The organism is Streptomyces sp. NPDC046915, assembly GCF_040644935.1.
Classification (GTDB): Bacteria; Actinomycetota; Actinomycetes; order Streptomycetales; family Streptomycetaceae; genus Streptomyces.
In genome coordinates, this window is record NZ_JBEYXB010000009.1 from 224,911 (window position 1) to 250,150 (window position 25,240).

General features: G+C 71.5%; 15 protein-coding genes. 7 read left to right on the forward strand and 8 right to left on the reverse strand.

The annotated features are described in order from the left end of the window. Positions 1–16 precede the first annotated feature (16 nt). Positions 17–1,525, reverse strand: coding sequence for a lysyl oxidase family protein (locus ABZ915_RS24545; RefSeq protein ID WP_361806916.1), 1,509 nt, complete (start codon positions 1,523–1,525; stop codon positions 17–19). Positions 1,526–1,761: 236 nt separating this feature from the next. On the opposite strand from ABZ915_RS24545, the gene ABZ915_RS24550 reads away from it, so the two are divergent. After that, positions 1,762–2,133 carry a CATRA system-associated protein gene (locus tag ABZ915_RS24550; RefSeq protein ID WP_361806919.1) on the forward strand — a complete coding sequence of 124 codons (372 nt, stop codon included), beginning with the start codon at positions 1,762–1,764 and terminating at the stop codon, positions 2,131–2,133. Further along, on the forward strand, positions 2,105–3,847 hold the full coding sequence (locus tag ABZ915_RS24555) for a CATRA conflict system CASPASE/TPR repeat-associated protein (protein WP_361806922.1): 1,743 nt from the start codon (positions 2,105–2,107) through the stop codon (positions 3,845–3,847). Before ABZ915_RS24550 ends, ABZ915_RS24555 begins: the two co-directional genes overlap by 29 nt. Positions 3,848–3,871: 24 nt before the next feature. On the opposite strand, the gene ABZ915_RS24560 is transcribed toward ABZ915_RS24555, so the two are convergent. Further along, positions 3,872–4,684 (reverse strand): SAM-dependent methyltransferase, encoded by an 813-nt coding sequence (locus ABZ915_RS24560; protein ID WP_361806925.1) that lies wholly within the window; start codon positions 4,682–4,684, stop codon positions 3,872–3,874. Positions 4,685–4,913: 229 nt separating this feature from the next. On the opposite strand from ABZ915_RS24560, the gene ABZ915_RS24565 reads away from it, so the two are divergent. Next, positions 4,914–6,146 carry a SpoIIE family protein phosphatase gene (locus ABZ915_RS24565; RefSeq protein ID WP_361806928.1) on the forward strand — a complete coding sequence of 411 codons (1,233 nt, stop codon included), beginning with the start codon at positions 4,914–4,916 and terminating at the stop codon, positions 6,144–6,146. Positions 6,147–6,154: 8 nt separating this feature from the next. Here ABZ915_RS24565 and ABZ915_RS24570 read toward each other — a convergent pair whose 3' ends face one another. Genes ABZ915_RS24570 through ABZ915_RS24585 form a run of 4 tightly spaced genes read right to left on the reverse strand, consistent with a single transcriptional unit; the run spans position 6,155 to position 15,176 of the window. Next, entirely contained in the window at positions 6,155–10,705 is a 4,551-nt protein-coding gene (locus ABZ915_RS24570) for an SAV_2336 N-terminal domain-related protein (protein WP_361806931.1), read from the reverse strand. 3 nt (positions 10,706–10,708) lie between these two features. Next, positions 10,709–11,704: a MoxR family ATPase gene (locus ABZ915_RS24575; protein ID WP_361806934.1), complete on the reverse strand. Its 996-nt coding sequence runs from the start codon at positions 11,702–11,704 to the stop codon at positions 10,709–10,711. Continuing rightward, entirely contained in the window at positions 11,701–14,016 is a 2,316-nt protein-coding gene (locus tag ABZ915_RS24580; protein WP_361806936.1) for a hypothetical protein, read from the reverse strand. The genes ABZ915_RS24575 and ABZ915_RS24580 overlap by 4 nt, the downstream gene beginning before the upstream one ends. Next, a complete protein-coding gene (locus ABZ915_RS24585) occupies positions 14,004–15,176 on the reverse strand; it encodes a hypothetical protein (protein ID WP_361806939.1) in 1,173 nt (390 codons plus the stop codon). The genes ABZ915_RS24580 and ABZ915_RS24585 overlap by 13 nt, the downstream gene beginning before the upstream one ends. A gap of 228 nt (positions 15,177–15,404) precedes the next feature. Between ABZ915_RS24585 and ABZ915_RS24590 the strand changes: the two genes are divergently transcribed. After that, complete coding sequence (locus ABZ915_RS24590) at positions 15,405–17,525, forward strand: acyltransferase family protein (protein WP_361806942.1); 2,121 nt, start codon at positions 15,405–15,407, stop codon at positions 17,523–17,525. A 19-nt stretch (positions 17,526–17,544) separates the two neighbouring features. Here ABZ915_RS24590 and ABZ915_RS24595 read toward each other — a convergent pair whose 3' ends face one another. Continuing rightward, complete coding sequence (locus tag ABZ915_RS24595; RefSeq protein WP_361807401.1) at positions 17,545–19,332, reverse strand: ABC transporter ATP-binding protein; 1,788 nt, start codon at positions 19,330–19,332, stop codon at positions 17,545–17,547. A 655-nt stretch (positions 19,333–19,987) separates the two neighbouring features. On the opposite strand from ABZ915_RS24595, the gene ABZ915_RS24600 reads away from it, so the two are divergent. The 3 genes from ABZ915_RS24600 to ABZ915_RS24610 all read left to right on the forward strand — a co-directional run bounded on the left by ABZ915_RS24600 (position 19,988) and on the right by ABZ915_RS24610 (position 24,454). Beyond that, positions 19,988–21,202: an EfeM/EfeO family lipoprotein gene (locus ABZ915_RS24600; RefSeq protein ID WP_361806945.1), complete on the forward strand. Its 1,215-nt coding sequence runs from the start codon at positions 19,988–19,990 to the stop codon at positions 21,200–21,202. Further along, complete coding sequence (efeB, locus tag ABZ915_RS24605) at positions 21,199–22,419, forward strand: iron uptake transporter deferrochelatase/peroxidase subunit (RefSeq protein ID WP_361806948.1); 1,221 nt, start codon at positions 21,199–21,201, stop codon at positions 22,417–22,419. The genes ABZ915_RS24600 and efeB overlap by 4 nt, the downstream gene beginning before the upstream one ends. Positions 22,420–22,561: 142 nt before the next feature. After that, positions 22,562–24,454 (forward strand): alkaline phosphatase family protein, encoded by a 1,893-nt coding sequence (locus ABZ915_RS24610; protein WP_361806951.1) that lies wholly within the window; start codon positions 22,562–22,564, stop codon positions 24,452–24,454. A 70-nt stretch (positions 24,455–24,524) separates the two neighbouring features. Here ABZ915_RS24610 and ABZ915_RS24615 read toward each other — a convergent pair whose 3' ends face one another. After that, entirely contained in the window at positions 24,525–25,223 is a 699-nt protein-coding gene (locus ABZ915_RS24615) for a GAF and ANTAR domain-containing protein (RefSeq protein WP_361806954.1), read from the reverse strand. Positions 25,224–25,240: the final 17 nt, after the last annotated feature.

Below are 25,240 nucleotides of genomic sequence, written 5' to 3' on the forward strand. Positions count from 1 at the left end.
CTCCGCCCGGCAGGTGTCAGGGGGCGTCCACGCGGCCGTACTTGGGCACGGTCACCGTACGGGCACCGGCGGTACCGCCCAGGACGACCTTGCGGTAGGTGATGTTGTTGGTCGTGCTCTGCTCCTTGAGCCGGTTGTCGGGGTTGGCGATGACCTGGATGTAGTAGGTGCCGTTCGGCAGGTTCGTGACGTCGAAGGACTGTCCGGGCCGGTACTGGCTGTAGGTGTCGCCGTTGCCGACGTCGAGCACCTCGCGCACCGACACGGAGGTCTCCTCACCGCAGGCGGTGGCCAGGTCGGTGTTGTACGGGTGCCAGTTGGCGTTCTTCACCGTGTAGTCGATGGCGTCGGTGTTGGCCAGGCAGAACGCCTCCTTGCCGCTGCGGACGATCTCCTTCTTGTCCGCGCCGAGCAGTCGGTAGCTGGCGAAGTCGCTGAAGTGCCAGTGCTGGTGGCCCTCCCGGGGGTCCCATTCCATGGTGCCCGTGGGCGTGTACCCGACCTGCCTGCCCTTGCTGTCGTAGAAGTACTGGTAGGCGTCCATCTTGTCCTTGCCGGGACTGCGGAAGCCGTCGACGACCAGCGGCGAGGGGCCGCCGTTCCACACGGTGGCGCTGAAGGCCAGGTAGTCCTTGCCGGGGACGTCACCGTCCTCGCCGTCGGTGATGGCGATGCCGTACGCCGGCAGGGCGCGCAGGTCCGGCTTCGGCACGCCCGCGGGCACGCCCGCCGAGCCGGTCGGGCGTTTCGAGGCGGGCCTGGGGCTCTTCGGCGCGTCCCCGGCCGGGCGCCGTCCGGAAGCCAAGCCCTTGCCGCCGTCGGAACCCTGACGGACCGTCACCTTGATCGTCTGCGACTTGGCCGACATCCCGAACAGGTCGCGGTACTTCTTCGCCACCGAGACCTTGGCCGAGTAGACACCCGGCTGGAGGTCGACCGTGCTGCCGGAGTCAAAACCCGGTGTCGTGGCCGCGGCCCAGCCCTTCTCGACACCCCAGACCCCGCCGAGTGTGAACGGGTTGTCGGAGCAGCCCCCGGGATACTTCGAGGTGCCGGGTGCGTCCGGGCGGATCCGGCCGGCCCTGGTGTTCGGGCAGAACGTCTGCGTGGTGGCGGCCACCTTCCTGCCGGACTGATCGGTGACACTGATCTGGAGGAAGCCCGGCAGGCCCGAGAAGTCCTTCACCAGGTCCTTGGGCAGGGTCTTGGTGACGGTCCTGCCACCGGAGTGGATGATCTGCGAGGCGACCACGGGATCGTGGTAGGACTTGCGCGTCACACGGAATTCGAGCGGTCCCCCGTCGACCGTGACATAGGTGCCGAGGTCGAGGGAGACGCCGGGTTCGCCCTCCCAGCGGTCGAGGGTCACCGCGGGGGTGGCGGCGATGAGTTCGAGTTTCGGCGTCCCCGGCTGGGTGGCCGCGGTCGCGCCGGGCGCCGTGACGGTCCCGGCGGCGCCGAGAGCCAAGGCCGCGGCCGCGATGAACGCCGAACGGGTTAATGCACTGGGCTGTTGTCTGGTCATCGGTTCCTCGCTCTGCGTCGGTCCGAAGTGGTAGGCACCATGTGGCGGCATGGGTGACACATGTGCGTCATCTGTGAACAGGGCGAAAAGCCGATCAGGGTTGCCTGCCGGATCGAAGTGGCCCGAATTCTGGGCCGGCACGTGCGGTGAGGCCTCGACAGGCCGGTCACAGGCCGTTCAGCAGGGCGGTTGGCTACAGTGAGCGAACGCCGACACACGCGGCTGAGGGGGATCACATGTCCGGTGCGGCTCCGATCGACGGCGAGGCGCGTGACGACGCCGTCGATGTCCTCGGCGACATGCTCGCATGGCATCTGGCCCCAAAACGCTGGGAGCGCGTCGAGGCGATCGTCGGTTCGCTCGCCGAGGCCCTGGCCGCGGGCGACGGTGACGCGCTGCGCGATGCCACGGCCGAACTGGAACTGGCCGGTCCCGTGCGCGCCACCAGGATCGGCGCCAAGTCGCTGATCCCGGTGCCGGAGAAGACCCGGGACCGGGCCGACCAGCTGGTGCACTCGCTCGGCGGCCGGCCGCCGGAGGTCCCGCCCGGCGCCCCCGCGGACGACGCGGGAGGTGACGGTGACGCAGCCCGCACGTCCACCGGCTGACCAGGAGCTCGTCGTCCACGTCTTCGCCCCGGCCCAGGGCCCGCACGCCGACCAGGCCTACCAGCAGCTCCACGCCATCTGGCAAAGGTGCCGGGACGGGCTGGCCATGATCAACCAGATCCCGGAAACCGGCCTGCCGACCGTCCTGCCGACCGCCGCCGGGACATTGCCCGCGGGACGGCCCGCGGCGGCGATCGAGGACCGGACGGGCGAATACCAGGCCATCGTGCGGCGGGAGCACGACGTGGTGAACCTGTCGATGGTCTTCGGCGCCGTGTTCGACACACCGTCGCGCCGGCTGCGCATCGGGTCGGCGTCACCGCCCGGCTGGATCGAGTTCGACCGGTGGTGGGACGAACTGGCCGCGCTCGGTACGGACGCGCTGCTCGGCGTCGTACGCGTCTGCCAGGCGAAGTTCGCCGACCGGCCGGCCCCGTCGCTCGACGCGAGCGCGCACGCCGTGCGGGCCGTGCTGCCCGGCGCCGACCACATTGCGTACTGGACGCAGCGGGGCTGGACCACCGAGGACGGGTTCGCCGTGTGGGAGGCGTCCGGGGACGACGAACAGGCGGCCCGGCGCGTCGTCGTCCTCGCGCCCGAGGAACAGGACGCCGAACTCAGCGCCTGGACCTGGAGCCAGGGCGATCCCGACATGCCCCCGCTGGCCCGCTACCTCATGCACGCGGCGAAACTCCGCTACCAGGCCCGGGTGCGGGGCGACGGCGAGCAGCTCAAGTGCCTTGTCGACCAGGTGAACGACCTCGTCGGGCGGGTGCGAAGCGCGCTGGAGACGCCGACGGGCGACGTCCGGGCCCTCGCCCGGCTGCGGCTCGCCGAGGCCGACCTCACGCTCGCCGCGACCGACGTGCGCACCATGCGCCGTACCGTGGAGATCACCGCGGCCAACATGACGGCGGCGCTCGCCGAGCCGTTCCGCACCGACCGGCGGCTCGCCGAGTGGCTGGCCCGCCAACTCGACGACGACGCGGAGTACTTGGCGGCCGCGGCCGAGAAAGCCCGGCAGATCGGCCAACTGGCGCGACACCTGGGACCGGCCGACGACGACCGTACGACGCCGGCCCCTGTCCTGCCACCGGACGGGGACGGGGTGCGCGCACCCGAGCCACCACCCACCGGAAGCCACCAGGGACCGCGGCGCACCAGCCCGCGCGTGGGCTTCGCCGTCGACGTCGAGCGGTACGGCAGCCGCTCCTCGCCCGCGAAGGAGAGCGTGCAGCAGCGGCTGGCCGCGCTGGTCCGGGAGGTCCTCGGCGATCTGGGCCACCGCCTCGAGGAGACCGACCACCAGGGCACCGGGGACGGGATGAACGTGTTCCTCCCCGCCGACACGGAGCCGCACCGGGCACTCCCCCGGATGATCCGCTCGTGGCAGGACCGCCTCGCCGCCGACAACGCCCGCTTCCGCGACCGTATGCGGCTGCGCCTGTCCACGGTCGTGGGCCCGGTCGGGATGGCCGCGCTCGGCTTCTCCGGGTCCACGATCGTGGAGGCCGGCCGGCTGCTCAACAGCGCGGTGCTGCGCAACGCCCTGGAAGAGCATCCCGACGCCGACTTCGCCGTGCTGGTCTCCGACCAGCTGTACGAGTACGTCGTCGCCGGGGGCTGTCCGGGACCGGACGTCCAGCGGTTCGACCGGAGACTGGTCAAGGTCAAGGAGTACCGCAGGCACGCCTGGCTGTGGATCCCGGACTGACGAACCGATCGGTGGCGGCCCGCCCTATGGCGTCTTGCGTCCGACGCCCGCGTAGACCCAGTACTCGGACGGGTCGTCCGGGATCTCGTCGTCCGGGTCCGGGCGCCACAGGGGTACGTAGGTCAGGCCCGGCTCGACGAGGTCGAAGCCGTCGAACAGGCCGAGGATCTCCTCGCGGGAACGTGCCGTCACCGGAGAACTGGCCCGCGAACGGTACAACTGCCCCACGGCCGCGGCTGTTTCCGGGCGGTCCTGGTTCGTGGCATGGGTCATCGCCAGCCAGCTCTCGCCGGGCAGTGCGTCGCGGAAGGCGGTCACGATGCCGGCCGGGTTCTCCTCCGGCGAGATGAAGTGCAGGATCGTGATCATCAGCACGGCCACGGGCTGGTCGAAGTCGATCAGCTTCCCCACCTGCGGGGCGGACAGGATGCCGGCCGGCCGGCGGATGTCGGCGTTCACGATGTCCGCGTCCGGGTTGTCGGCCAGCAGGGCCGCGCTGTGCGCCACGGCCACGGGGTCGTTGTCGACGTAGACGACCCGGGTCCCCGGGCTGACCGACTGCGCCACCTCGTGGACGTTTCCCTGAGTGGGAATGCCGGAGCCCAGGTCGATGAACTGGCGCACCCCGGCGTCGACGAGGAAGCGGACGGCCCGGCCCAGAAAGGCACGGTTGGCCCGGGCGAGCGTCCGGACCTGGGGATCGATGGCCGTGAACGCGGCAAGTGCCTCACGGTCCATGGCGAAGTTGTGGTGCCCGCCCAACATGGCGTCGTACATACGGGCAACGCTCGCCTTGTCCGGATCGATTCCCTCCGGCAGACCCTCACCAGCGGACATCACATCACCCCTCCCAACACCCCTACTAATCAATGATCTTGACGCATCATCATATAGTGACCTCACAGCGTGGCGGACCCTCTGCCTCCGCTCTTTTCCCTGCCCTGCGCGACGCCCCGGCCCCACCCGGAAAGGCACGACCCTGCGGAACGAAGCACGGCCCTCCCTCTCCCCCGCGGCCGACGTCATCGGCTCCGAACTCGACCTGCGGCTGACCGGCAACCAAGTCGTGCACGCGCTGACATCCGAGCTCTGCGACGCGGCGTCGGTCTATCTGCTGGAGCGCTGGCTGCAGGAGGAGAACAGCGGTGCCTCCGCCGACCCGCCGCAGATCGAAGGCCGCCGCCTCGCCGTGCGCGTGGGTTCGGACACCGCCGAGGACTGGGAACCGCTGCTCCCCCTCGGGGAAGTGATCGTCTTCCCCCGTGAGACGCCCTACGCACGCGCCCTCGCCACCCGGCGCACCCACCTGCTCGACGGCATGGACACCCACACCTCCGAGCGGCTCGGTTCGCTCGCGGACGACAGTTCCCGCATCGAGGACCTGCTGAAAACGGCGTCCTTCCTGGTCGTGCCCCTGCATCTGCGGGACGTGCCCGTCGGATTCATCGCCTGCACCCGAGGACCCGAGCGGGCGCCGTTCGAGGCCGCCGACGCCGTGGCCGTGGAGCGGCTGGCGACGCGGGCCTGCGTGGCCCTGGACAACGCGCGCCGGTACGAGCGGGAGCGCCGCACTGCGCTGGCCATCCGCAGCAGCCTGCTGCCCGCCGCCGACGCGGACTTCCCCGGGTGCCGCATCGCCCACGGCTGCCTGCCGGCCGGTGACGGCGACATCATCGGCGGTGACTGGTTCGACGTCCTGCCCCGGCCGGGCGGGCGGATCGGCCTCATCGTCGGAGACGCGATGGGCCACGGCCCCGAGGCGGCCGTCGCGATGATCCAGCTGCGCACCGCCGTCCGCGCCCTGGCGGGACTCGACCTCCCACCGGCCGATCTCATGCACCGGCTCGACGCGCTCGCCTGCGACACCCCGGGTGCCTCCTTCGCGACCTGCGTCTACGCCGAGTGGGACGCGGAGCGGCACACGTGCGTCCTCGTCGGCGCCGGCCACCCTCCCCCACTGATCCGCGGCCCGGACGGACGCGCCGTGCCGGTCACGCTCACCAGCCCCGGCCTGCCCCTGGGACTCGGGACGGGCACCTACGAGGCCACGGTGCTGGACGTCCCGGAGCCCGCCCTGCTCGTCCTCTACAGCGACGGCCTGGTCGAGTCCCGTCAGACGGACATCGACCAGGGCATCACCCGGCTCGGACGCGCCCTGGAGTCGGCCACCACCGTCACACACAGCCAGGACACGCTGCACGCGCTGTGCCGACGACTGCTGCACACCCCGAACGCCCCGGCCGGAAGGGACGACCGGACACTGCTGATCGCCGCGCTGACGCCGGGGCCGCCTCGATGACGTCCGCGTCAGGCGATGTGGTCGCCCCCCTCCATGGCGGACATGACCTCGACGGCACGGGCCGATGCGCGGGCGGCCTCATCGGGGGCGTCGGCGCTCGTGTAGGCCTCCGCGGCCTCCTGGTAGGCGGCCACTGCCTCGTATCCTCGGCCGGCGGCCTCGTGCACGGTGGCCAGGCGTGCGAGAACCGCACCGGCCTGGTACCGGTCCTGGAACGCGCGGAGGATGTCGAGCGACCGGGTGTACGCCTCGGTCGCCTCTTCCAATCGGTCCACCTGGCGCAGGCAGTCACCCATGTGGCGCCAAGCGTAGGCCTGGCCCTCGATGTCCCTGATCCGCAGGTACACATCGCGAGCGCGTTCGTGGGCGACGATCGCCTCGTCCACCCGGTGGGCCTGTAGCAGATCCTTGCCGAGGCAGTCCCACGCGCGGGCCACGCCGCTGAGGTTTCCGGTCTCCTCGCAGAGCTCGACGGCGACGGTATGGGCGTCGATCGCCTCCTCGACCCGGCCCACCCACCGCAGGGCGTTGCCGAGGCTGGTCCACGTGATGGCCTCGCTGTTGCGCTCCCCGATCTCCCGGCACAGATCTCGGGCGAGCACATGGGCTTCGATCGCCTCCTCGACCCGGCCCGCCCGCCGCAGGGCGTTGCCGAGGTTGTCCCACGCGTTGGCCTCACTGAGCCGGTCCCCGGTGCGCCGGGCGGCCCGCTGGGCGATCCGGTAGACGGCGATGGAGTCTCCGGTGTACCTGCGTCGCTTCAGATAACCCGCCAGGCAGATGGCCAGCCGCACCGCCTCGGGAGCGAACCGCTCCTCATCGGCCCACTGGACGGCCGCCAGCAGTCCGAGTCGCTCGGAGTCCAGCCACACCAGTGCCTCCTCCTGGGTGGCGAACAGCGCGGGTTCGAACTGGCCCGGCAGCCACCGGAGGCGGTCGTCGGCCGCGTCGGCCGTGCGCAGGAAGTACCGCAGCACCCGCTCACGGCCCGCGTCGGCCTCCTCCGACAGCACCGGATCGCCCACCGTCAGACTGTTCGCGTACGCCTTCACCAGGCTGTGCAACCGCCACCGTCCCGGCATGCTCCGTCGCTGCACCAGATGTGCGCGGGCCAGGGCACTGAGCACACGAGTCGGCGCCGTGCCCACCGTCCCCGTTCCGTTCAGGGCCTCGAGAACCTCGGCACCCGCGTCAGGGCCCGGAGCGGCGGCGAACAGCCGGAGCAGGCGGGCCTCGTCGGCCGACAGCCGTCGGTACGACAGGTCGAAGGCGGCGCGGATGCTGTACTCACCGTCGTCCAGAACGGCGAGACGATTGGCGGACCCGGCCAGTTCGTCGGCGAGTTCGGCGACGGATCTCTCCCTGTCCGCCGTCAGCAGGCTCGCCGCGATCTGCAGGGCAAGCGGCAGATGCCCGCAGAGCCTGGCGATCTCCGCGGCCGCCTCGGCCTCGTCGGCCACCCGGGTGTCCGCCGGGTCGGCGACCCGCAGGGCACGGTCGAGGAAACCGTGCGCCTCGCCGGGCGTGAAAACGTCCAAATCCATGCACCGTGATTCGAGTTGGACCAGCCTGTGGCGTGAGGTGACGAGGAGTCGGTGTTGGGGGCCACCCGGGATCAGTGGCCGTACCTGCTGCGACGAGACCGCGTTGTCGAGCAGCACCAGCACGGGACCTTGCACGCGAAGACGTTCCGTCAGAATCGAGCGGTAGAGCATGGCACGCTCGTCAGGCTGCGGCGGAACGTGCTCCGGTCTGACGCCCAAGGCCCTGAGCATCGTCTCCAACGCCTGCTCCTCGCTGACTGCGTCGTTGTCGTACCCACGCAGATCCAGGAAGAGCACCCCACCCGGGAACCAGCCTCGCAGGTGGGCGACATGCGCTGCCTCCACCGCCAAAGCGGTCTTCCCGATCCCGGCGAGGCCGGAGACGACCAGGGAGTGGACCGACTCCGCACCCTCCCTCCCGGTGGGGCTCAACAACTCGAGAAGATAGGCGAGTTCCTGGTCCCGGCCGGTGACGCCGGACACGCGCGGAGGCAGCCCGGTCAGAGCCGTGCCGACCGCGGGCCCGGTGAACGTCGAATCCCGGAAGTCGAAGTGGTCCGCGCCGGACACGGGGACCGCGTCCGTCTCCGGTTCCAGCGTGCGCAGCACGTCGAGGGCCGCTTCAGCAGCCTTCGACGCGGCGTAGCTCCCCGGGGCCTCGGCTTCCACGCGGGACTCCGTATCGGCATGGTCGCTGACCCCAAGGACGATCAAAGCCTCGTACGCGCCGTCGAGCAGGGTGGCTCCCACGCCGCCGAGCTCCAGGGCTACCGCGTCCCGGTCGTGCTCCCGCAGCTGAGCGGCGATCGGCGCGGCGAAATCGGCCAGGGCGGCGTTGCCCACGGCGACCGGTTGGAAGACGACGTCGGGCCGGTCGTCCAGCGCCCTGCGTGCCGCCTGTCGGACCTGGTGCGGCGTCCCGAGGGTTTCCGGACTCACCAGGAAGCCCGGGAACCTTCTCCTGGTCCGCCGGATGGAATACGCCTCGGTCGCGACCACCACGTCGCCGATGCGGAGGGCGGCCTTCAGTCCCGTCGCCTGGCCGACGAAGAAGATCCTTCGCGGTCCGAGCCATAGCCCGACCCGATCGATGAGCGCGGCGGCCGAGCCCGCTCGGGAGCTCGCATCCACCAGGGCGACGCGCCAGGCGGTCCCGGGGAGCCTGCCCAGGGCAGCTCGATCGCCGCCGCGGTTCACCAACTCCTCGACGTCTGTCAAGTACTCCAGCAGCTGGACGTGTTGGAATGGAAGGTCGGTGAGGACAAGCACCAATTCGTCGGGAGGCACCTCACGGGCGGCCTCCTCGTCCCCCAACCGATCCACACCCCCGTCCAGCCCCAGCCGCGCGAGCCACGAGCCCCCGATGCGCGCGAACGGCTGCGGCTGCCCTTCGGCCGCTTCCCAGGTGGTGCCGCGGAACGGCAGCAGCCAGGCGGGAAAATCGGGGGACCGGCCGACCAGTCGTGCCATGCGTTCGCCGACCCGCAGGCTGGAAGCCATCAGGTCGGCCAGGGGAACGGTGTCGAGGAGCAGGTCCTTCGCCTCGGCGGTGAAGTCGAACAGGCGGTGCTTCGCGGGCGCCTGGGAAAGGCCCGGTCCTGAGCCGCGCACTTGTTTCAACAGGCCGCCGAGGAACACTTCGGCGAGAGCGGTCGTGTCGGAGTGCTCGGAGTGCTCGGACTGCTCGGACTCCTCGGACCGGTCGGACAGACAGGACTGCACCAGCTGCATGACGGGCACCGTCGCGGGGGACACCGCCGCGAGATGCGCGGCGAGTCGTACGGCCCTGGGCGACGCCAAGCGCGTGAAGGCGCGGACGTCGGCATGGGCATCGGCGTGGGCGCCGACGGTGGTGGCCCGGACCGCGGGAGCCGCCGACCGGGGTTCCCACAGGCGCATCGGGACGGGCTGCCCGACGGTGGTGATCGCCCTGGCCCAGGCCCGGAGTCCGGTCGGCGTCAGCTCCACGACCGGTACGCGGGGCCCGTCGAAGGGCGCGATGGACGACGGCAGCACGGGATCGGCCACCTGCCAGGTGGAGTTGGGCGCTCCGGGACGTGGGACCGTGACGTGCCAGGTGTCGCCGGTGACTCCCGTACCGGCCCACAGGTGGCGGGGCAGCACGTGGAGCACCGCTGTCGGCCCGGCCCTGGCCCATCGCTCCAGTACGGGACGCATCAGGCCGTTCCGCCAGCCGGGAGCGGTGCCGTCCGTGATCACCAGGACCAGGGTGCGTCCGGACGGGTCGTTCAGCCCGGCGGTGGGCAGCGCCGATGTCCTGCCGTCCCGCCACGGGTGCACCAGGGACATGCCGGACCCACGCCTGCCGGACGGCGACGGTGGGTCGCGGCGCAGCTGGTGGATCTCGATCTGCCGGAAGGCGCCGCTGCGTTCGAAGGCCGCGTGCAGCTCGCCGCAGTGGTGTTCCCACAGCACCATGGACACTTCGCTGTCGATGACCAGGGCGAGCCGCAGCCAGCGCTCGGGCAGTGGGCGCAGGACCACGTTCGGCACGCCGGTGTCGGCCTGTGCGGCGACGGTGGCGTCTTCGTCGAGTTCGGTACGGAAGGCGCTGGGCACGCGGCGCTTGAGCGGACGCAGGGCGCGGCCGAGGACGAGGTCGTTGCCCAGGACCCTGCCTCCCGGAAGCAGCCGCAACACGCCGGACGGACCGTCCGCCGCAGGGGCGCCCGTGACCGGCGCGAGGTCCTCCTGTCCGGTGGGGTCCGGCTCGGTGTCGTCGGCGGCGTCGCTGCCGGCCCCGGTGCCGGCATCGGGATCCGGGACGTCGGAGGGCTCCGAACCGGACGTATGAGGACCGGTCGCCGTCGTCCCGGGCGTCGTGTCGCGCCGTGACACGTCGGTCGTCGCTTCGGGGCCGCTTCGCAGCCGGGCGGAGAGCGGCGCGTCGGGGCCGTCGGGCAGGCGTCCGGCGAGCCACAGGGCATCGAGGAGTTCGACGTCGTCGACGTCGAGCCCGGCACCCTCCAGGACCTTGCGTACTTCCCCGTACACGGCTCAGCCGCCGGGATTCAGCTGATGCAGTACCGTCTGCAACAGCCCGTCGGGGGCGAGGGGGGCGCCGCCCCGGCGCAGGAACACGGCGTTGAGCAACTGGTCGGTGGCGAGTTCCTTCAGGTCGCGCTGCTCCAGGAAGGTCTGGATGAGTCCCTCGGCGTCCGCCAGTGCCTCAGGGCCGAGGTGGCCGGCGATGATTTCCCTGAGTTGTCCCTCCCTGGGGTCGGCCAGGTACAGCGGCAGGCAGCGGCGCCGGAAGGCCGGCGGGAAGTCGCGCTCGCCGTTGCTGGTGATCACCACGACGGGGAACTCGGTGCAGCGCACGAACCCGCGGCTCACCGTCACCCGGCGGTCGCGGTCCGCGGTGAACACGTCTACCTGCCGCTGTGTTTCGGGCAGCCGGGAGAGCTCGGGGATCTCGAAGCTGCCCTCCTCGAACACGGTGAGGAGGTCGTTGGGCAGGTCGACGTCCCCCTTGTCCAGTTCGTCGACGAGGAGCACCCGGGGCCTGTCGGTGGGGACGAGTGCCGTGCCGAGGGCTCCCAGGCGGACGTAGTTGCCGATGTTCGGCGCGGCCTGCCCCTTGTCGGTCCGCAGGCCGCTCTCCTGGAGACGGCCGATCGCGTCGTACCGGTAGAGCGCGTCGTGCAGGGTGGAACGGCTGTTGACGGGCCAGCGGAGGACGGGGCCGAGGTCCAGCTCATGGGCGATGGCCTCGGCCAGCGAGGTCTTGCCGACCCCGGGGTGGCCGGTGACCAGCAGGGGGCGGCGCAGATGGAGGGCGGCGTTGATCACCTCGACCTCGTCGCGACCGATCACGTAGTGCGGCCTGCGGGCTTCCGGGGCGGTGCCGTCGTCATCCTCCGCGGTGTCCGTATCGCCGTCGAAGCGGCGCCACGGCGGGGCCTCGGGGAGGCCCACGGTGCGCTGGTGCCCGTCGCCCCGGAAGAGCTCCCATCCGGAGTGCTCGGCACCGGCATCGGGGACACTGGTCATCGGTAACTCGCTTCTTCTGGACCGGAGGGTTGGGTCAGCGGCAGCACCGGGGGAAGCCGTCGGTCGTGGTCCTCGAGGAGGAGGGCCGGCTGTAGGGGGTGACTCGCGGAGTCCTCTTTGTTCAGCGCCCAGTGGTCACGCAGGTGACCGGGCAGTTCGTGCAGATCGCGTTCGGGCGCCAGGGACGCGAAGTGCGTGTCGGTGACCTGCTGCGAGTCGGAGACGTCCCAGATGACGACGGGATAGCCCAGCACCAGGGCGGCCCGGACCAGCAGCGCACCCGTGGTCCGGGCGGTGCGCACCACCACGCGTGCGGCGTCGAGGTCCCGTTGCAGCCTTCCGTAGGCGTGCTGTCCGGGTGCCTGCGCGTGCCGGTCGTCGAGATACACGACCGTCCCGGCCGCGCGACGGGCCCACCGTCTCCTGAGGGCGGCCTGTCTGCGTTCCTCCCAGAGGGTGGACGCCATCGGCGCACAGCGCAGGGTGATCCGGTGGTCGACGGCGAGGACGGCCTGTGGCAGCGTCTCGTCGCCGTCGGAGCCGTCCCAGGTGTGGACGCGGAGGTCGAACAGATCGTCGTGCTGGAGGACGATCTCCACCACGGGAGAGGCGTCGTCGGCGGTGACGGACCAGACGGCCCGTTCGATGAGCAGCACGGCCTGTGCCGGGGTGATGGGACTTCCGTTGTCCGGGTGCGTGAAGCGGGAGAGTTCACCTGTTCCCGGATCCACCCACACCACGCAGGTGAAGAGCTTGCGTGGCTCGTCGGGATAGATCTGCACCACGACGCGGGGCAGGGTGCGTGTCACCGCGAACGTCTTGTTCCACCGCACGGCCCTTTCCCGTACGGACTGAAGTGCGCCCTCGATGCCGAGCCGTCGTACGACTCTCTCGGTCCAGTCGTCCAGCGCCTTGCGCAGCAGGTAGTCGGCCGCCACGGGTTCGGAGCAGAGCGCGAGGTAGTGCAGGAAACGCACGACAGCGGGGACCCTGAGCGCGTACGGCGGAGCCTGGCTGCGGCGGCCGGGAGAGGCCTCGAGTCCGGCCACGTGGGTCATGAGCCGGGCCGTGGCCAACGGCTCGCCGCTGTCGGCCCTGACGCTGCTCCCGGGGACGGCCTCCTGCGTGATCGCGTTGACCGTGGCCGGAGAGAGGGCGGGCCACCGCGCGAGCAGGGAGCGGAGGTCGGCGTACTCCTGGACGGAGAGCAGTCCGGGTGCCTGGAGGGCGAGGGAGAGGTCGAGGAGTTCCCGGGCGGCCTCGCGCTTGTCCTTGCGGGTCAGTTCCTCGACGAGGGTCGCCATGGCCCTCGGGGTGCCGAGGAGCAGCTCGGCGAACCGCTCGACCGAGTAGCCGTCGGCGAAGCAGGACGACCCGCAGAGTCTGGCGACCTTGCCGGCCCACATGAGGCATCCGCCCTTGTCGCTGCCGAGCTGCTCCCGGACGGCGCCGGCGACCTCGAGCCGGGCTTCCAGGTTCACCGGCCGGGCGTAGCCGGTGGTCGTGTCCCGCCTGCCGTCGAGGGACCGGTGCCGGCAGGTGGTCGGTGTCTGGGGCGGGGCTCCGACGGCGTACCGCTCGTCGAACCAGGTCCGTACGGCGTCCTCCAGTGCCGCGAGGCCGGGCAGCGGGTCCGGGGCGTGCTCCTCCAGCCAGTCCAGCAGCATGCGGGAGAACACGCCCGTGCCCTCGGCCATGTCGTGCACCGCGGCCTGGCCGTCGCGGGCCGCGTGCAGCAGGAACTGGTCGACGGTGCGGCGGTCGCAGCCGGGAAAGGGCACCGGAGCCGGGCCGTGGTCCAGTTGGTGGCTCTCCACGAACGTGGCGCATGCGTCGAAGAAGAGGACCTGCTGGGCGAAACCGTGCAGGTCCACGCCGGTCAGGTGGACGCGTAACTCCTCCACGCCGATGCAGCGCAGGTCTGCGGCGGTCGCGTCGGGGGTGAACAGCAGCCGGCCCCCGTCCTTGCCCAGGACTCCGTGGCCGCCCCAGTACACGTACAGGAGTTCACCCGGCGTGTTCCTCAGTTCCTGGACGAAGACGTCGCGGATGTCGTCGGTCTTCGCGACGCGTCGCCAGCGGATGTCGGCCTCCGCGGCCGTGGCGGTGAGCGATCCGATGGCGTCGTCCAGTGGGGAGAGCAGCACCGTGATGTTGTCTTTCGGCACGTCGCCCCGACGCAGCCAGCGCGCGAAGCGCAGGGCGTTGTCCGCCGCTCCGGGCAGGCTCATCTCGGGGGCGCCGGGATAGTTCTCCAGTCCCACGACGACGGCCCTGACGTCGGCGGGATCGACCTGGTTCAGCTCAGCCATGCGTCGACGGCGTCCCATACCCGGGGGTTGTGCCAGTACGCGCTGTGTGCCTGCGGGAAGGGCTGTCCGTTGGACACCTCCAGGTCGTGGGGGCGCCCGTCGAACACCTTGGCCGTGCCGTACGCCAGCAGGTCCCAGGGGTCGTAGATGTTCAGCCAGGCCGTGAGGACGTCCGGTGGCGGCCCGTGTGGGTGCTCGCCGGAGACGAGCGCGCCGCATTCGTAGAAGAACCCGGCCTGGGACCCGACGGTGATCAGCTGATCGACCCGGTCCAGTCGCTCCAGAGCCAGCAGATCGACGCAGGCGACGCCGCCCAGACTGTGGGCCAGGAGCGTGATCCGGTCGCCGGGCGTGTTCTCGACGGTCCGCCGGATCAGCCGCCGTACGCCGTCGCCCCGGGCCTGGTACCGGAGGATGTCACCGATCATCGGGAGCATGCTGTCGCTCAGCGTGCCGCGCCGGTCCACGACGCGCCGTGTCGCCGCGCGCAGGGCGGAGGTCTTCACCGCCTGCGCGAACTTGCCGGTCAACGCGCGGCTCTCCCCGGACAGTTCGGTGCTGAGCGCCGCGAGGAGGGCGTCACGGGCGGGGCCGGTGAGGGCGTCCGCGCCGCGCTGTTCGGCCGCGTCGAGGGTGGCCGCGACCACGGCCTTCGCCACGGCGTGCCGGTGCTCGAAGCCGTTCTGGTCGACGGTGGCGGCGGCGTCCCGTAACTCCTCCGACTCCCGTACGGTGCGCAGCGCGGCCTCGAAGTCCCCGCGCAGGCCGTACCGTTCGAAGCGGGCCAGCAGATCGTCGGACGGCGCGTAGTCCCGGACGGCGGTGCGGAAGCGCTCGGCGGGCGGGAGCCCGGGAGCCATGCCCGTCCTGGGCGGTGTGCGCAGGCCGAGGAGGCGGAGTTCGTAGCCGGGGTCCTGGTAGAGCACCCGCCACTGGGCGTTGGAGGCGTCCTGCTCCCTGCCGCCGCCGGAGTCGGGGTAGCCCGGGATCGAGGCGCCGTTGTGCACGAACCGTGCTCCTTCGGCGGGGCCCCAGAGGCAGCCGCGCACCTCCCATCCGGGCCGGATCCTGCCGAGCTCCCCGCGAATCGTCGAGAAGGTCGCGTCGTACGACTCCTCGCGCACCCCGGTGCCGTGCACGAACACCACTGACCGTTTCACGGTCCACCCCCGTGTTCCTCCGCGGCAGCGATTCGTCCCGTCAGCTGCCCGCGGCTCGGCCAACGATGGTAGCCAGTGGCGGGCCGTGGGTGTGCGAAGTTCGCCGACGTTCGCCAAGGTGCCCGCCCACCTGGCGCCTTGGCGGAAATCCCGCCTCGGTATACCGTCGGCCTTCGGCGCTCCTGCACATCACCGGAACTTCCCCTGATCCGCGGACAGTTGAAGGGCATGACGCACACTCCCACGGCCTCCCGCCCCGAGCGAATCGTTCCTCCCCGTTCGTCGAAACCTCCCTCGCGGGGCGACATCCAGGGACTGCGCGGGCTCGCCGTCACGCTCGTCGTGCTCGCGCACGCGGGAGTCCCGTTCCTGGCGGGCGGCTATGTCGGGGTCGATGTCTTCTTCGTGATCTCCGGGTTCCTCATCACCTCGGGCCTGCTCCGGGAGGCCGACCGGTCCGGATCGCTGTCGCTGCGGCGCTTCTACGCCCGGCGCGCGGTGCGCATCCTCCCCCTCGCGACCCTGGTCTCGCTGGCCACCATCGCGGGCTGCCGGCTCTTCGCCTCGAAGATCCGCTACACCGAGTTCCTGCACGACGCGGTGGCCAGTGCGTCGTACTTCATGAACATCGACCTGGCGGCCTCCGGCACCGACTACCTGCGCGAGGGCAGTACTCCCTCGCCGTTCCAGCACTTCTGGTCGCTGTCCGTGGAGGAGCAGTTCTACCTCCTGTGGCCCGTGCTCCTCCTCGTCAGCTGGAAACTCCTCAGGCGTCCGTGGCCGCGGGCCCTGCCGCTGGCCGTACTGTGCCTGGTGTCGTACGTCCTGGGCGTCCGGGCGGCCGAGACCTCGCCCTCCTGGGCCTACTTCGGTCCGCACACACGGCTGTGGGAACTGGGCGCCGGGAGTCTGCTGGCCTTCTGCGCCGGGGCGGCGGCGCGCGTTCCGCGTCCGCTGTCCGCCACGGGTACGTGGCTGGGGCTCGCCTGCGTCGTCGCGTCGGCGGTGCTGTACGACGACGCCACGGCGTTTCCCGGCCACTTCGCGCTGCTGCCCGTGCTGGGTGCCGCGCTGGTGATCGCGGGCGGGTGCCATGCCGCCCCGTCCTTCGCCTCCCGGTCGCTCGGGCTGCGCCCCGCGACCTGGCTGGGCGACCTCTCGTACGGCTGGTACCTGTGGCACTGGCCACTGCTGATGATCGGCCCCGTGGCCCTGCGCCGGGCGGCCGAGCCCCTGCTGAACCTCGCCCTGTGCGCGGCCGCCCTGCTGCTGGCCTGGGTGAGCCTGCACCTCGTGGAGAACCCCGTCCGGTTCCACGGCCCGCTGCGCGGCAGGCCCACCGCGGCCGTGTCGTTCGGCCTCGGCCTGTCGGCGGCTGTCGTGTCCGGCGCCCTCGTCGCGGCGCACTTCCCGCCGTCGATCGGTTCCGGCGTCCGTGCCGCCAGGCTCGACGAGGCCCTCACCACGGCCCAGGACCCGCGGACCCGGCTCGCCGGCCTCGTCGCCGCACCCGCGACCGGCCTGCCGCGCAACATGTCACCGTGGCTCCCCGACATCAAGAAGCAGCGGTCGGCCGTCTACCGCGACAGCTGTCACGTCGACTACGCCGCCACCGAGTCACCCGCCTGCGCGTACGGGGAGCGGACCTCCGACCGGGTCGTCGTCCTCTACGGGGACTCCCATGCCGCGCAGTGGTTCCCGGCGCTGGAGAAGCTGAGCCGGCAGTACGGGTGGAAGCTGGTGTCGCTGACGAAGGCGTCCTGCAAGACCGCCGACATCACGACCGTCAACAAGCACCGGCCGTACGAGGCGTGCGACACGTGGCGGGAGAAGACGCTGGAGCGGATCGCGCGGCTGCGTCCGACGCTGGTGGTCGCCTCCTCCTCCGAGGCGGCCACGCCGGTGCGGCGGATGGCGGACCCCCGGCGGGACTGGGAGGCGGGCTACGAACGCGTCTACCGGACGCTGGTCCGCGCCGCGGACCACGTTGCCGTACTGCTCGACAATCCGTGGCCCAAGGGCGATGCCGTCGAGTGCGCGTCCAGCTATCCCCTGTGGCTGGAGAACTGCGAGCCGGACCAGCGCGACGCGGTCAGGGACCCGGTGCTCAGGGAGGCCGGCCGGAAGGCCGCCCGGCGGGCCGGCGCCGCCGTCCTCGACCCGAAGCCCTGGCTGTGCCCGCGCTCGGGCAAGTGTCCCGTGGTCGTGGGCGACACGTTCGTCTACCGGGACGAGAGCCATGTCGCGGAGTCCTGTGCCGAGGCGCTGACTCCGGTGCTGCGCCAGGAGTTGCGCCGGGAGTTGCGCGAGCCGGCGCTGCTCGGCGACCCGGCAGAAGCCGCTGGGTGACCGTCGGGTGCTGCCCCTTCTACACCGGGCTGCTTCCCAGGGCGTCGGCGGTCTCGTACGGCGGGTGCGTGGCGCCGGGGGTGACGTCCACCACCGCGTCGGCCTGCGCGGCCAGCCACGGGTCGTGGGTGATGAGGAACGCCGTGCGGGTCGCCATCAGGCGGCGCAGGGGTTCGAGCACGCGCGCGGCCGCCTCGCCGTCCAGCCCGGTGGTCGGCTCGTCCAGCACCAGCACGGGTGTGTCGCGGACCAGGGCCCGGGCGATGGCCAGCCGCTGCCGCTGGCCACCGGAGAGCCTGCGCCCGCCCTGTCCCACGGGCGCGTCGTAGCCGCCCGGCATGTTCCGTACAAAGCTGTCGACGTCCGCCGCCGCGGCCGCGCGCAGGATGCGGTCCTCGTCGGCGTCGGGGCAGCCGAAGGCGATGTTCTCGCGGACGGTGCCGTCGAAGAGCATCGGTTCCTGCGGCAGCAGTGTGACCAGCTCGCGCAGCGCGTGCAGCGGCATGCCGGTGATGTCCCGCCCGTCGATCAGGATGCGGCCCTCGGTGGCGTCGTAGAACCGCAGCAGCAGCTTGGCCAGCGTGGACTTGCCCGCGCCGCTCGCACCCGCGATCAGCACGAGCTGACCGGGCCGGGCGGTGAAGGTGAGGCCGTCGACGACGCGCCGGTCGCCCCCCGGGTAGCCGAAGCCGACGTTGTCGAACGACACCACGCCGGTGGCCGTGCCGCCGCCCGGCCGACGGTCCTCGTGGGCGCTGGGGGAAGAGCCGTCGGCGGGTGCGACGGCGTCGCGTACGGCGGGACGCGCGTCCAGCACCTCGAAGATCCGCTCGCCGGCCGCCGTCGCCGAGGAGAGGCTCACCGCCAGACCGCCGAGGGCCTGCACCTGCGGGTACAGATAGCCGAGGTAGGCGGCGAACGCCAGCAGACCGCCCACGGTCAGCCGTCCGGCGCTGATCTCCCACGCGCCCGCTCCGACCACGGCCAGGACGGAGACGGACTCGACGACGTCGGCGAGCGGCTGGTAGGCATTGGCCGGCCGGGCCCGGGCCAGGCTGCTGCGCAGCCAGGCGAGGCCCTCGCGGTGCACGCGCCGCCGCTCGGTGTCCTGCCGGTTGTAGGCCTGCACCACGGGCATGTTGGCGATGCTCTCGTCCAGCGCCTGCACCAGGGCGCCGCTGTTGTCCCGCTCGGCGCGCGACAGCGCCCGGATCGGCCGGGACAGGCGGCGTGCCGCCAGCCCGAAGACGGGAGCCACGGCGAACGTCAGCAGCGCGAGCTCCCAGCGCAGGAGGAGCGCGGCGCCCGCGAAGAACAGCACGCTGACCACGGTGTTCAGCAACTGGACCGGGCCCGACGCCACCACGTGCTCCGCCTCGTCCACGTCACCGGTGAGCCGGGCGAGCAGATCGCCCTGGTGGTGTCGGTCGTAGAAGTCGGGCGGCAGCAGCTGTGCGTGCCGGAACAGCGCGTCGCGGCAGTGCAGCCGGAACGTCTCGCCGGCGCGGGTCGTCAACTGGTGGGCGCCGAAGGTGGCCGCCGCGCCCACCAAGGCCACCGCGAGCCATATTCCGGCGGGCAGCCAGAATTTCGACGGATCGCCGGACGTGAGAACCGAGTCCGTCAGATAGGAGAAAACCTGGATCGCCACCGTGTCACAGGCCACGGATACGGTTTGGCACAGCGCCGCCCCGACGAGCAGGAACAGCTCGGGACGGATCAGCGGCCAGAAGCGGCGGAATGTGGTGACCGGTGAAATCCGCGCGTGCCGTCTGAATCCCAACGCCGCCGGAACACCTGTCCGCATCCTCTGTCTGCCCGCCACCGGACCGTCCTCTCCACCTTCCCGAGGACGCGTTCGCCCCGCGCGCCCTGCTGGAGACGCACGGGGTGAACGGCAGCCTCAACTCACGCGTCCACTTGGGTCAGCGGCGCGGTTCCGGTCGGCCCGGCCGTGGGGGGCGCCGGCCCGGCGGGGGCGGGGGTGGGGGACCCTGGGGGCGCTGCGGCCGCGGTACGGGTACGCGCATCCTGACATTCTGCATGCGAGCTCCTTAAATCGATCGGGAGTCGGACCGTGGAATTCACCGTGAACTCGACCGTCGGTCTCACGCATTCATACGCGGCACCCGAAGAGCGTGTTCAACGGGTCGGGAAAACGTGTCACGAGAAGACGGCGAACCCCGCCCGCAATGCCACATCACCGAGGTCACAGGAATTCCACATATGCCTTTGACGGGCAGCGATAGGAAATCCCCCTGAGAATCCTGTGCATTTCCTGAAGACACGAGCCGACGCGAGTGTGACGCGCCTCACTCGGCGCCGCCGATCGAACGAGCGGGTGAACCGCGGACGAATTCTCGCTTTTGCTCTGGTCAGCAGCTGGTCAGGGAGGCGGCCGCGGCTCCGCGACCTGCCTAGGATCATGGCGCCTCGTCCGTACGACCTTCAGGAGGCCCGGCGTGCCTGAAGCCGAATCCAGTCCCGCCCGGCGGCGCACCGCGCTGCTCGCGGTCGGCGCGCTGGCGGCAGCGACCGCGGTGACCGCCGGTGTGCTGTCGGTGGGAGGCTCCGGCGGGAGCGGACACCGGGCGGCGGCCGACGGTCTGCGGCACACCACCGTCCAGATCGCCGCCACCGGCTGCGGTCGCGGCTGGACGCACCCCGAACCCGGCCGCCAGGTCTTCGAGTTGCACAACACTTCCGGCGCGGCGGCCGAGGTGTACCTGACCGACCCGGCGACGAGCGCCGTCTACGGCGAGGTCGAAGGGCTCGCGCCGGGCACCGTCCGCCCGCTGCGGGTGACGCTCGGCGACGGCTCGTACGCCTTCAGGTGTCTGCCCGACGACGCGGACGCCGTCACCGGCCCCACCGTGCGCGTCACCGGTGGCTCCGTGAAGAGCGGCCCGGCCGCCGTGCCGGTGAGCCAGCAGGACCTCATCCCGCCCACGCTCGCCTACCAGAAGTGGATCCAGGCCCGCACCGTCGAGCTGGCGAAGAGGACCGACGCGCTGCGTGACGCCGTCCGCCGCGGAGATCTGGCGGCGGCCCGTGCCGCCTGGCTGCCCGCGCACCTGGTGTACGAGCGGATGGGCGCCGCCTACGGCACCTTCGGCGACGCGGACGCGGAGATCGACGGCACCACGGGCGGGCTGTCCGGCGGCGTCCACGACCCGGACTTCGCCGGCTTCCACCGCCTCGAGTACGGGCTGTGGCACGGCGAGTCGGCGGCCGGCCTGCGCGGCCCGGCCGACCGGCTCGCGAAGGCCGTGCACGCACTGCGCGACGGCTGGCCGGGGCAGCGGATGGATCCGGCGGACGTAGGCCTGCGGGCGCACGAAATCCTGGAGAACACCGTGCAGTTCGAGCTGACCGGCCGCACCGACTACGGCAGCGGCAGTAACCTGGCCACCGCCCGCGCCAACCTCGACGGCACCCGGGTACTGCTCGGGTATCTGCGCCCGCTGCTGCGGACCCGCGACACCGGCCTCACCGCGCTCGACTCCTGGCTGGACCGCACCCAGCACACCCTCGACTCCTTCCGGCGCGGCGGGACGTGGACACCCCTGTCCGAACTCACCCGCGGGCAGCGGGAGAGGGCCGACGCGGACCTGGGCGAACTGGTGGAGAGGCTCGCCGACGTGGCCACCCTCACCGACGTACGGAGGACCGCGTGAACGCCCCGGACAAGGTCGGCCGCCGGAGTTTCCTGGCGAGCGCGGCAGCCGTGGCCGGGGCCGGACTGGTGGCCGCCGACCACGACTCGGCCTCCGCCGCGCCGTCCCGGGAGAGCGGAACCGTCCCCTTCCACGGCCCGCACCAGGCCGGGATCGTGACGCCGGCGCAGCGCTCCACGGCACTCGTGGCCTTCGACGCCACCGCGGCGAACCGCGGCGAACTCGCCGACCTGCTGCGCACACTCACCGACCGGGCCCGGTTCCTCACCTCCGGCGGCAGCCCGGAGGAACCGGGCATCACCGCCCCGCCCGCCGACTCCGGCACCCTCGGCCCCACCGTCCCGGCCGACCGGCTGACCGTCACGGTCGGTGTCGGCGCCTCCCTCTTCGACGACCGCTACGGTCTCGCGGACCGCAGGCCCCGCCGGCTCACCGCCATGCCGTCGTTCCCCGACGACGACCTGGACGCCGACTGGTGCCACGGCGACCTGAGCGTCCAGTTCTGCGCCGGCAGCCCGGACACGGTGCTGCACGCCCTGCGCGACCTCGCCCGGCACACCAGGGGCGGCATGCAGGTGCGCTGGCGGATGGACGGTTTCGTCGGCCCGCCGCGCCCCTCCGGTGCTCCGCGCAACCACATGGGCTTCAAGGACGGCATCGCCAACCCGGACGTGCGCGACACCCGCGAGATGGACCGCCTGGTCTGGGTGGGCAGCGGCAGCGGCGAGCCGGACTGGGCGGCCGGCGGCAGCTACCAGGTCGTACGGCTGATCCGGATGCTGGTGGAGTTCTGGGACCGGGTCTCCCTCACCGAGCAGGAGCGGATGTTCGGGCGCGCCCGGGACACCGGCGCGCCCCTGGACGGGCGCCACGAGACCGATGTCCCCGACTACGCGCAGGACCCGAAGGGTGATGTGATCCCGCTGGACAGCCACATCCGGCGGGCCGATCCACGCACCGCCGCCAGCGCCGGACAGCGCATCCTGCGCCGCGGCTACAACTACGACCGGGGCATGGACTCCAACGGCAACCTCGACATGGGCCTGCTGTTCTGCTGCTACCAGCAGGACCTCACCCGCCAGTTCGAGACCGTACAGAAGCGGCTGGCGGGCGAACCCCTGGTCGACTACATCAGCCCGTTCGGCGGCGGCTACTTCTTCGCCCTGCCCGGAGTACGGGACAGCTCCGACTGGCTGGGACGCACTCTCCTGGCTTGAGGGTTTCCTGACCGAACATTCGCTCACCTGTCACGGCCGCACCCCCGCACCGCCGCCGGCATTGCCGAGGATCCCGCCGTGGATGCCAGGGCCTTCGATGTCCTGGCAGCGGAAATCAGTGCTCTCGGAAAGGCGAGACAGCATGATCGGCACAGGAAGAACCTCAAGTGCGCGGCGCCGGCTGAGCCGTGTGGGCGCCCTGCTCGGCGCGGCGGCCCTGGCGACCGCCGGCGGCGTCGTCCCCGCGTCGGCGGCTTCGGCACACGGCGGCCACGGCCACCCCGGCACGCGTACCGCGACTCCGATCAAGCACGTGGTGGTGATCTACGACGAGAACATCTCGTTCGACCACTACTTCGCCACCTACCCCAAGGCCGCCAACACCGACGGCACCACGTTCAAGGCCGGCAAGCACACCCCGAAGGCCGACAACCTGCTCAACGCCGGGCTGCTGACGAAGAACCCGAACCTGTACGCGCCCAAGCGGCTGGCCAGTTCGCAGGCCATGACCTGCGACCAGAACCATTCCTACGGCCCCGAGCAGTACGCGGCGGACGGCGGCAAGGCCGACAAGTACGTCGAGAACACCGAAGTCAGCAAGTGCTCGGGCCTCTTCGGCGAGCCCGGCCTGGTAATGGACTACTACGACGGCAACACCGTCACCGGCCTGTGGAACTACGCGCAGCGGTACGCCCTGAACGACCGCTCCTTCAGCTCGGTCTACGGCCCGTCCACACCGGGCGCGCTCAATCTGATCTCCGGTCAGACCCACGGCGTCATCTCGGTCGACCCGGCCTCCGGCACGGAGAACCCGAAGCAGACCAAGACCCCCGACCCGTACGCGGTCCTCTCCCCGAACGCCCAGGGCGTCGGCACGGTCATCAACGACCCGGACCCGGCCTACGACGACTGCTCGGACAAGGACCACTCCAGCACCAGCGCACTGGCGGCGATGCAGGGCAAGAACATCGGTGACCTGCTCAACTCCAAGGGTGTGAGCTGGGGCTGGTTCCAGGGCGGCTTCCGCCCCAGCACCGCCTGGGACGGCAAGCAGGGCGACTACGCCAAGTGCGGCGGCGCCACCCACACCAACATCGGCGGGGCGGCCGCGGAGGACTACAGCCCGCACCACTCCCCGTTCCAGTACTACAAGTCGACGTCCAACCCGCACCACCTTGCTCCCAAGGACGTCGCCGAGATCGGACACGGCGGCCGGGCGAACCACAACTACGACCTGACCGACTTCGATGCCGCCCTCAAGGCCGGAAACCTCCCCGCGGTGAGCTTCCTGAAGGCCGCCGAGTACCAGGACGGCCACGCCGGTTACTCCGACCCGATCGACGAGCAGCACTTCCTGGTCCAGGAGATCAACGCGCTTCAGCGGTCCCCGCAGTGGAAGTCCACCGCGGTCGTGGTCGCCTACGACGACTCCGACGGCTGGTACGACCACGTCAGCGCCGATGTGCTCAACGGCTCGAAGGACTCCACCGCCGGCTCCAACGGCAAGGCCCTCGACAGCCCCGCCTGCCAGGCCGGCCCCGCCGCCGCGGGCGGCTACGCGGACCGCTGCGGCCCCGGCACCCGGCAGCCGCTGCTGGTCATCTCCCCCTACAGCAAGGTGAATTCGGTGGACCACACCGCCACCGAGCAGGCGTCGATCCCCAAGTTCATCGAGGACAACTGGCACACCGGCCGCATCGGTGACGCCTCCTTCGACCAGCGCTCCGGCACGCTCACCCACATGTTCGACTTCCGGCACCCCAACGACAAGCAGGTGCTGCTGAACCCGGACGGCTCGGTCAAGTCGGTCCAGCGGATCCCGCACTACAGCCAGACCTCGACGGCCGCCTCCACGCACGCCGCGTACCCGCCGTACGTCGAGGACCTCAAGGCGCAGAACGCCGCCGCGAGCACCTCCGCCTCCCCGGCCCCGCCGCTCGCTCTCACCGCCGGCCTGCTCACCGCCGGCGCGGTGACCACGGGGTTCGCCCTGCGTCGCCGCAAGCGCGCCAAGGGCGGTACCGCGGCCGCGTAGGCCGCCGGTAGTCGCCAGGCCGCGCGGAAGTGGGGTGCCCGGTCGTACGGCCGGGCACCCCACCTCGGTGTCAGGCCGGTGCGGTGCCTTCGTCCCTCACCCGCTGGGCGATGTCCCGCAGCTTGATGTTGTGGTGCTGGGACAGGCGGCGCAGCACGTTGAAGGCCTCCTCCTCGCTCAGGCCGTGGCGTTCCCTGAGGATGCCCATGGCTTCGCCGATGGCGTGCCGGGTCTCCAGGGCGTGCTCGAGCTGGTCGATGGCGCGGGCGTCGGCCAGGGCGACGGCCGCGTGCGAGGCCAGCAGCCAGCCGGCGGTTTCGATGTCCTTGTCGAAGGCCCCGGGGCGGCGCGCGTAGAGGTTCAGCGCGCCGAAGTCCTCGTTGTGGGTGTAGAGCAGGACGCCCGTCATGCTTCCGATGCCGAGTTCGCGGGCGCCGGCGGCGAAGCGGGGCCAGGATCCCGGGGGCTGGGTCATGTCCGCGATACGGAAGGCGCGCTCGCCGCCGTTGTCCGCGCCGCGGGCCAGATCGAAGCACGGCCCCTCCCCCACCTCCCCCTGGAGCCGGTCGCACTCGGTGACTATGTCCCCGCAGGCGGACAAGGTCACGGCCTTGCCTTTGCGCACCGCGAGGATCCCCGCCGCGTCACAGCCCTCGACCAGCTTCACCGCCGACGCGGTGATCTCGTCCAGGGTCGCCTGGACAGAGTCCTGCCGGAGCAGATCCCGCGCGAGCAGGGCCATCCGCTCGGCGAACTCGCGCCACTCCATCCGCCACCACCGCCTCG

Bases quoted from the DNA above. Each gene is read 5' to 3' on its own strand.
- ABZ915_RS24545 (WP_361806916.1), bottom strand. From the start codon at position 1,525: ATGACCAGACAACAGCCCAGTGCATTAACCCGTTCGGCGTTCATCGCG.
- ABZ915_RS24550 (WP_361806919.1), top strand. From the start codon at position 1,762: ATGTCCGGTGCGGCTCCGATCGACGGCGAGGCGCGTGACGACGCCGTC.
- ABZ915_RS24560 (WP_361806925.1), bottom strand. From the start codon at position 4,684: ATGTCCGCTGGTGAGGGTCTGCCGGAGGGAATCGATCCGGACAAGGCG.
- ABZ915_RS24575 (WP_361806934.1), bottom strand. From the start codon at position 11,704: ATGACCAGTGTCCCCGATGCCGGTGCCGAGCACTCCGGATGGGAGCTC.
- ABZ915_RS24580 (WP_361806936.1), bottom strand. From the start codon at position 14,016: ATGGCTGAGCTGAACCAGGTCGATCCCGCCGACGTCAGGGCCGTCGTC.
- ABZ915_RS24590 (WP_361806942.1), top strand. From the start codon at position 15,405: ATGACGCACACTCCCACGGCCTCCCGCCCCGAGCGAATCGTTCCTCCC.
- ABZ915_RS24595 (WP_361807401.1), bottom strand. From the start codon at position 19,332: ATGCGGACAGGTGTTCCGGCGGCGTTGGGATTCAGACGGCACGCGCGG.
- ABZ915_RS24610 (WP_361806951.1), top strand. From the start codon at position 22,562: ATGATCGGCACAGGAAGAACCTCAAGTGCGCGGCGCCGGCTGAGCCGT.
- ABZ915_RS24615 (WP_361806954.1), bottom strand. From the start codon at position 25,223: ATGGAGTGGCGCGAGTTCGCCGAGCGGATGGCCCTGCTCGCGCGGGAT.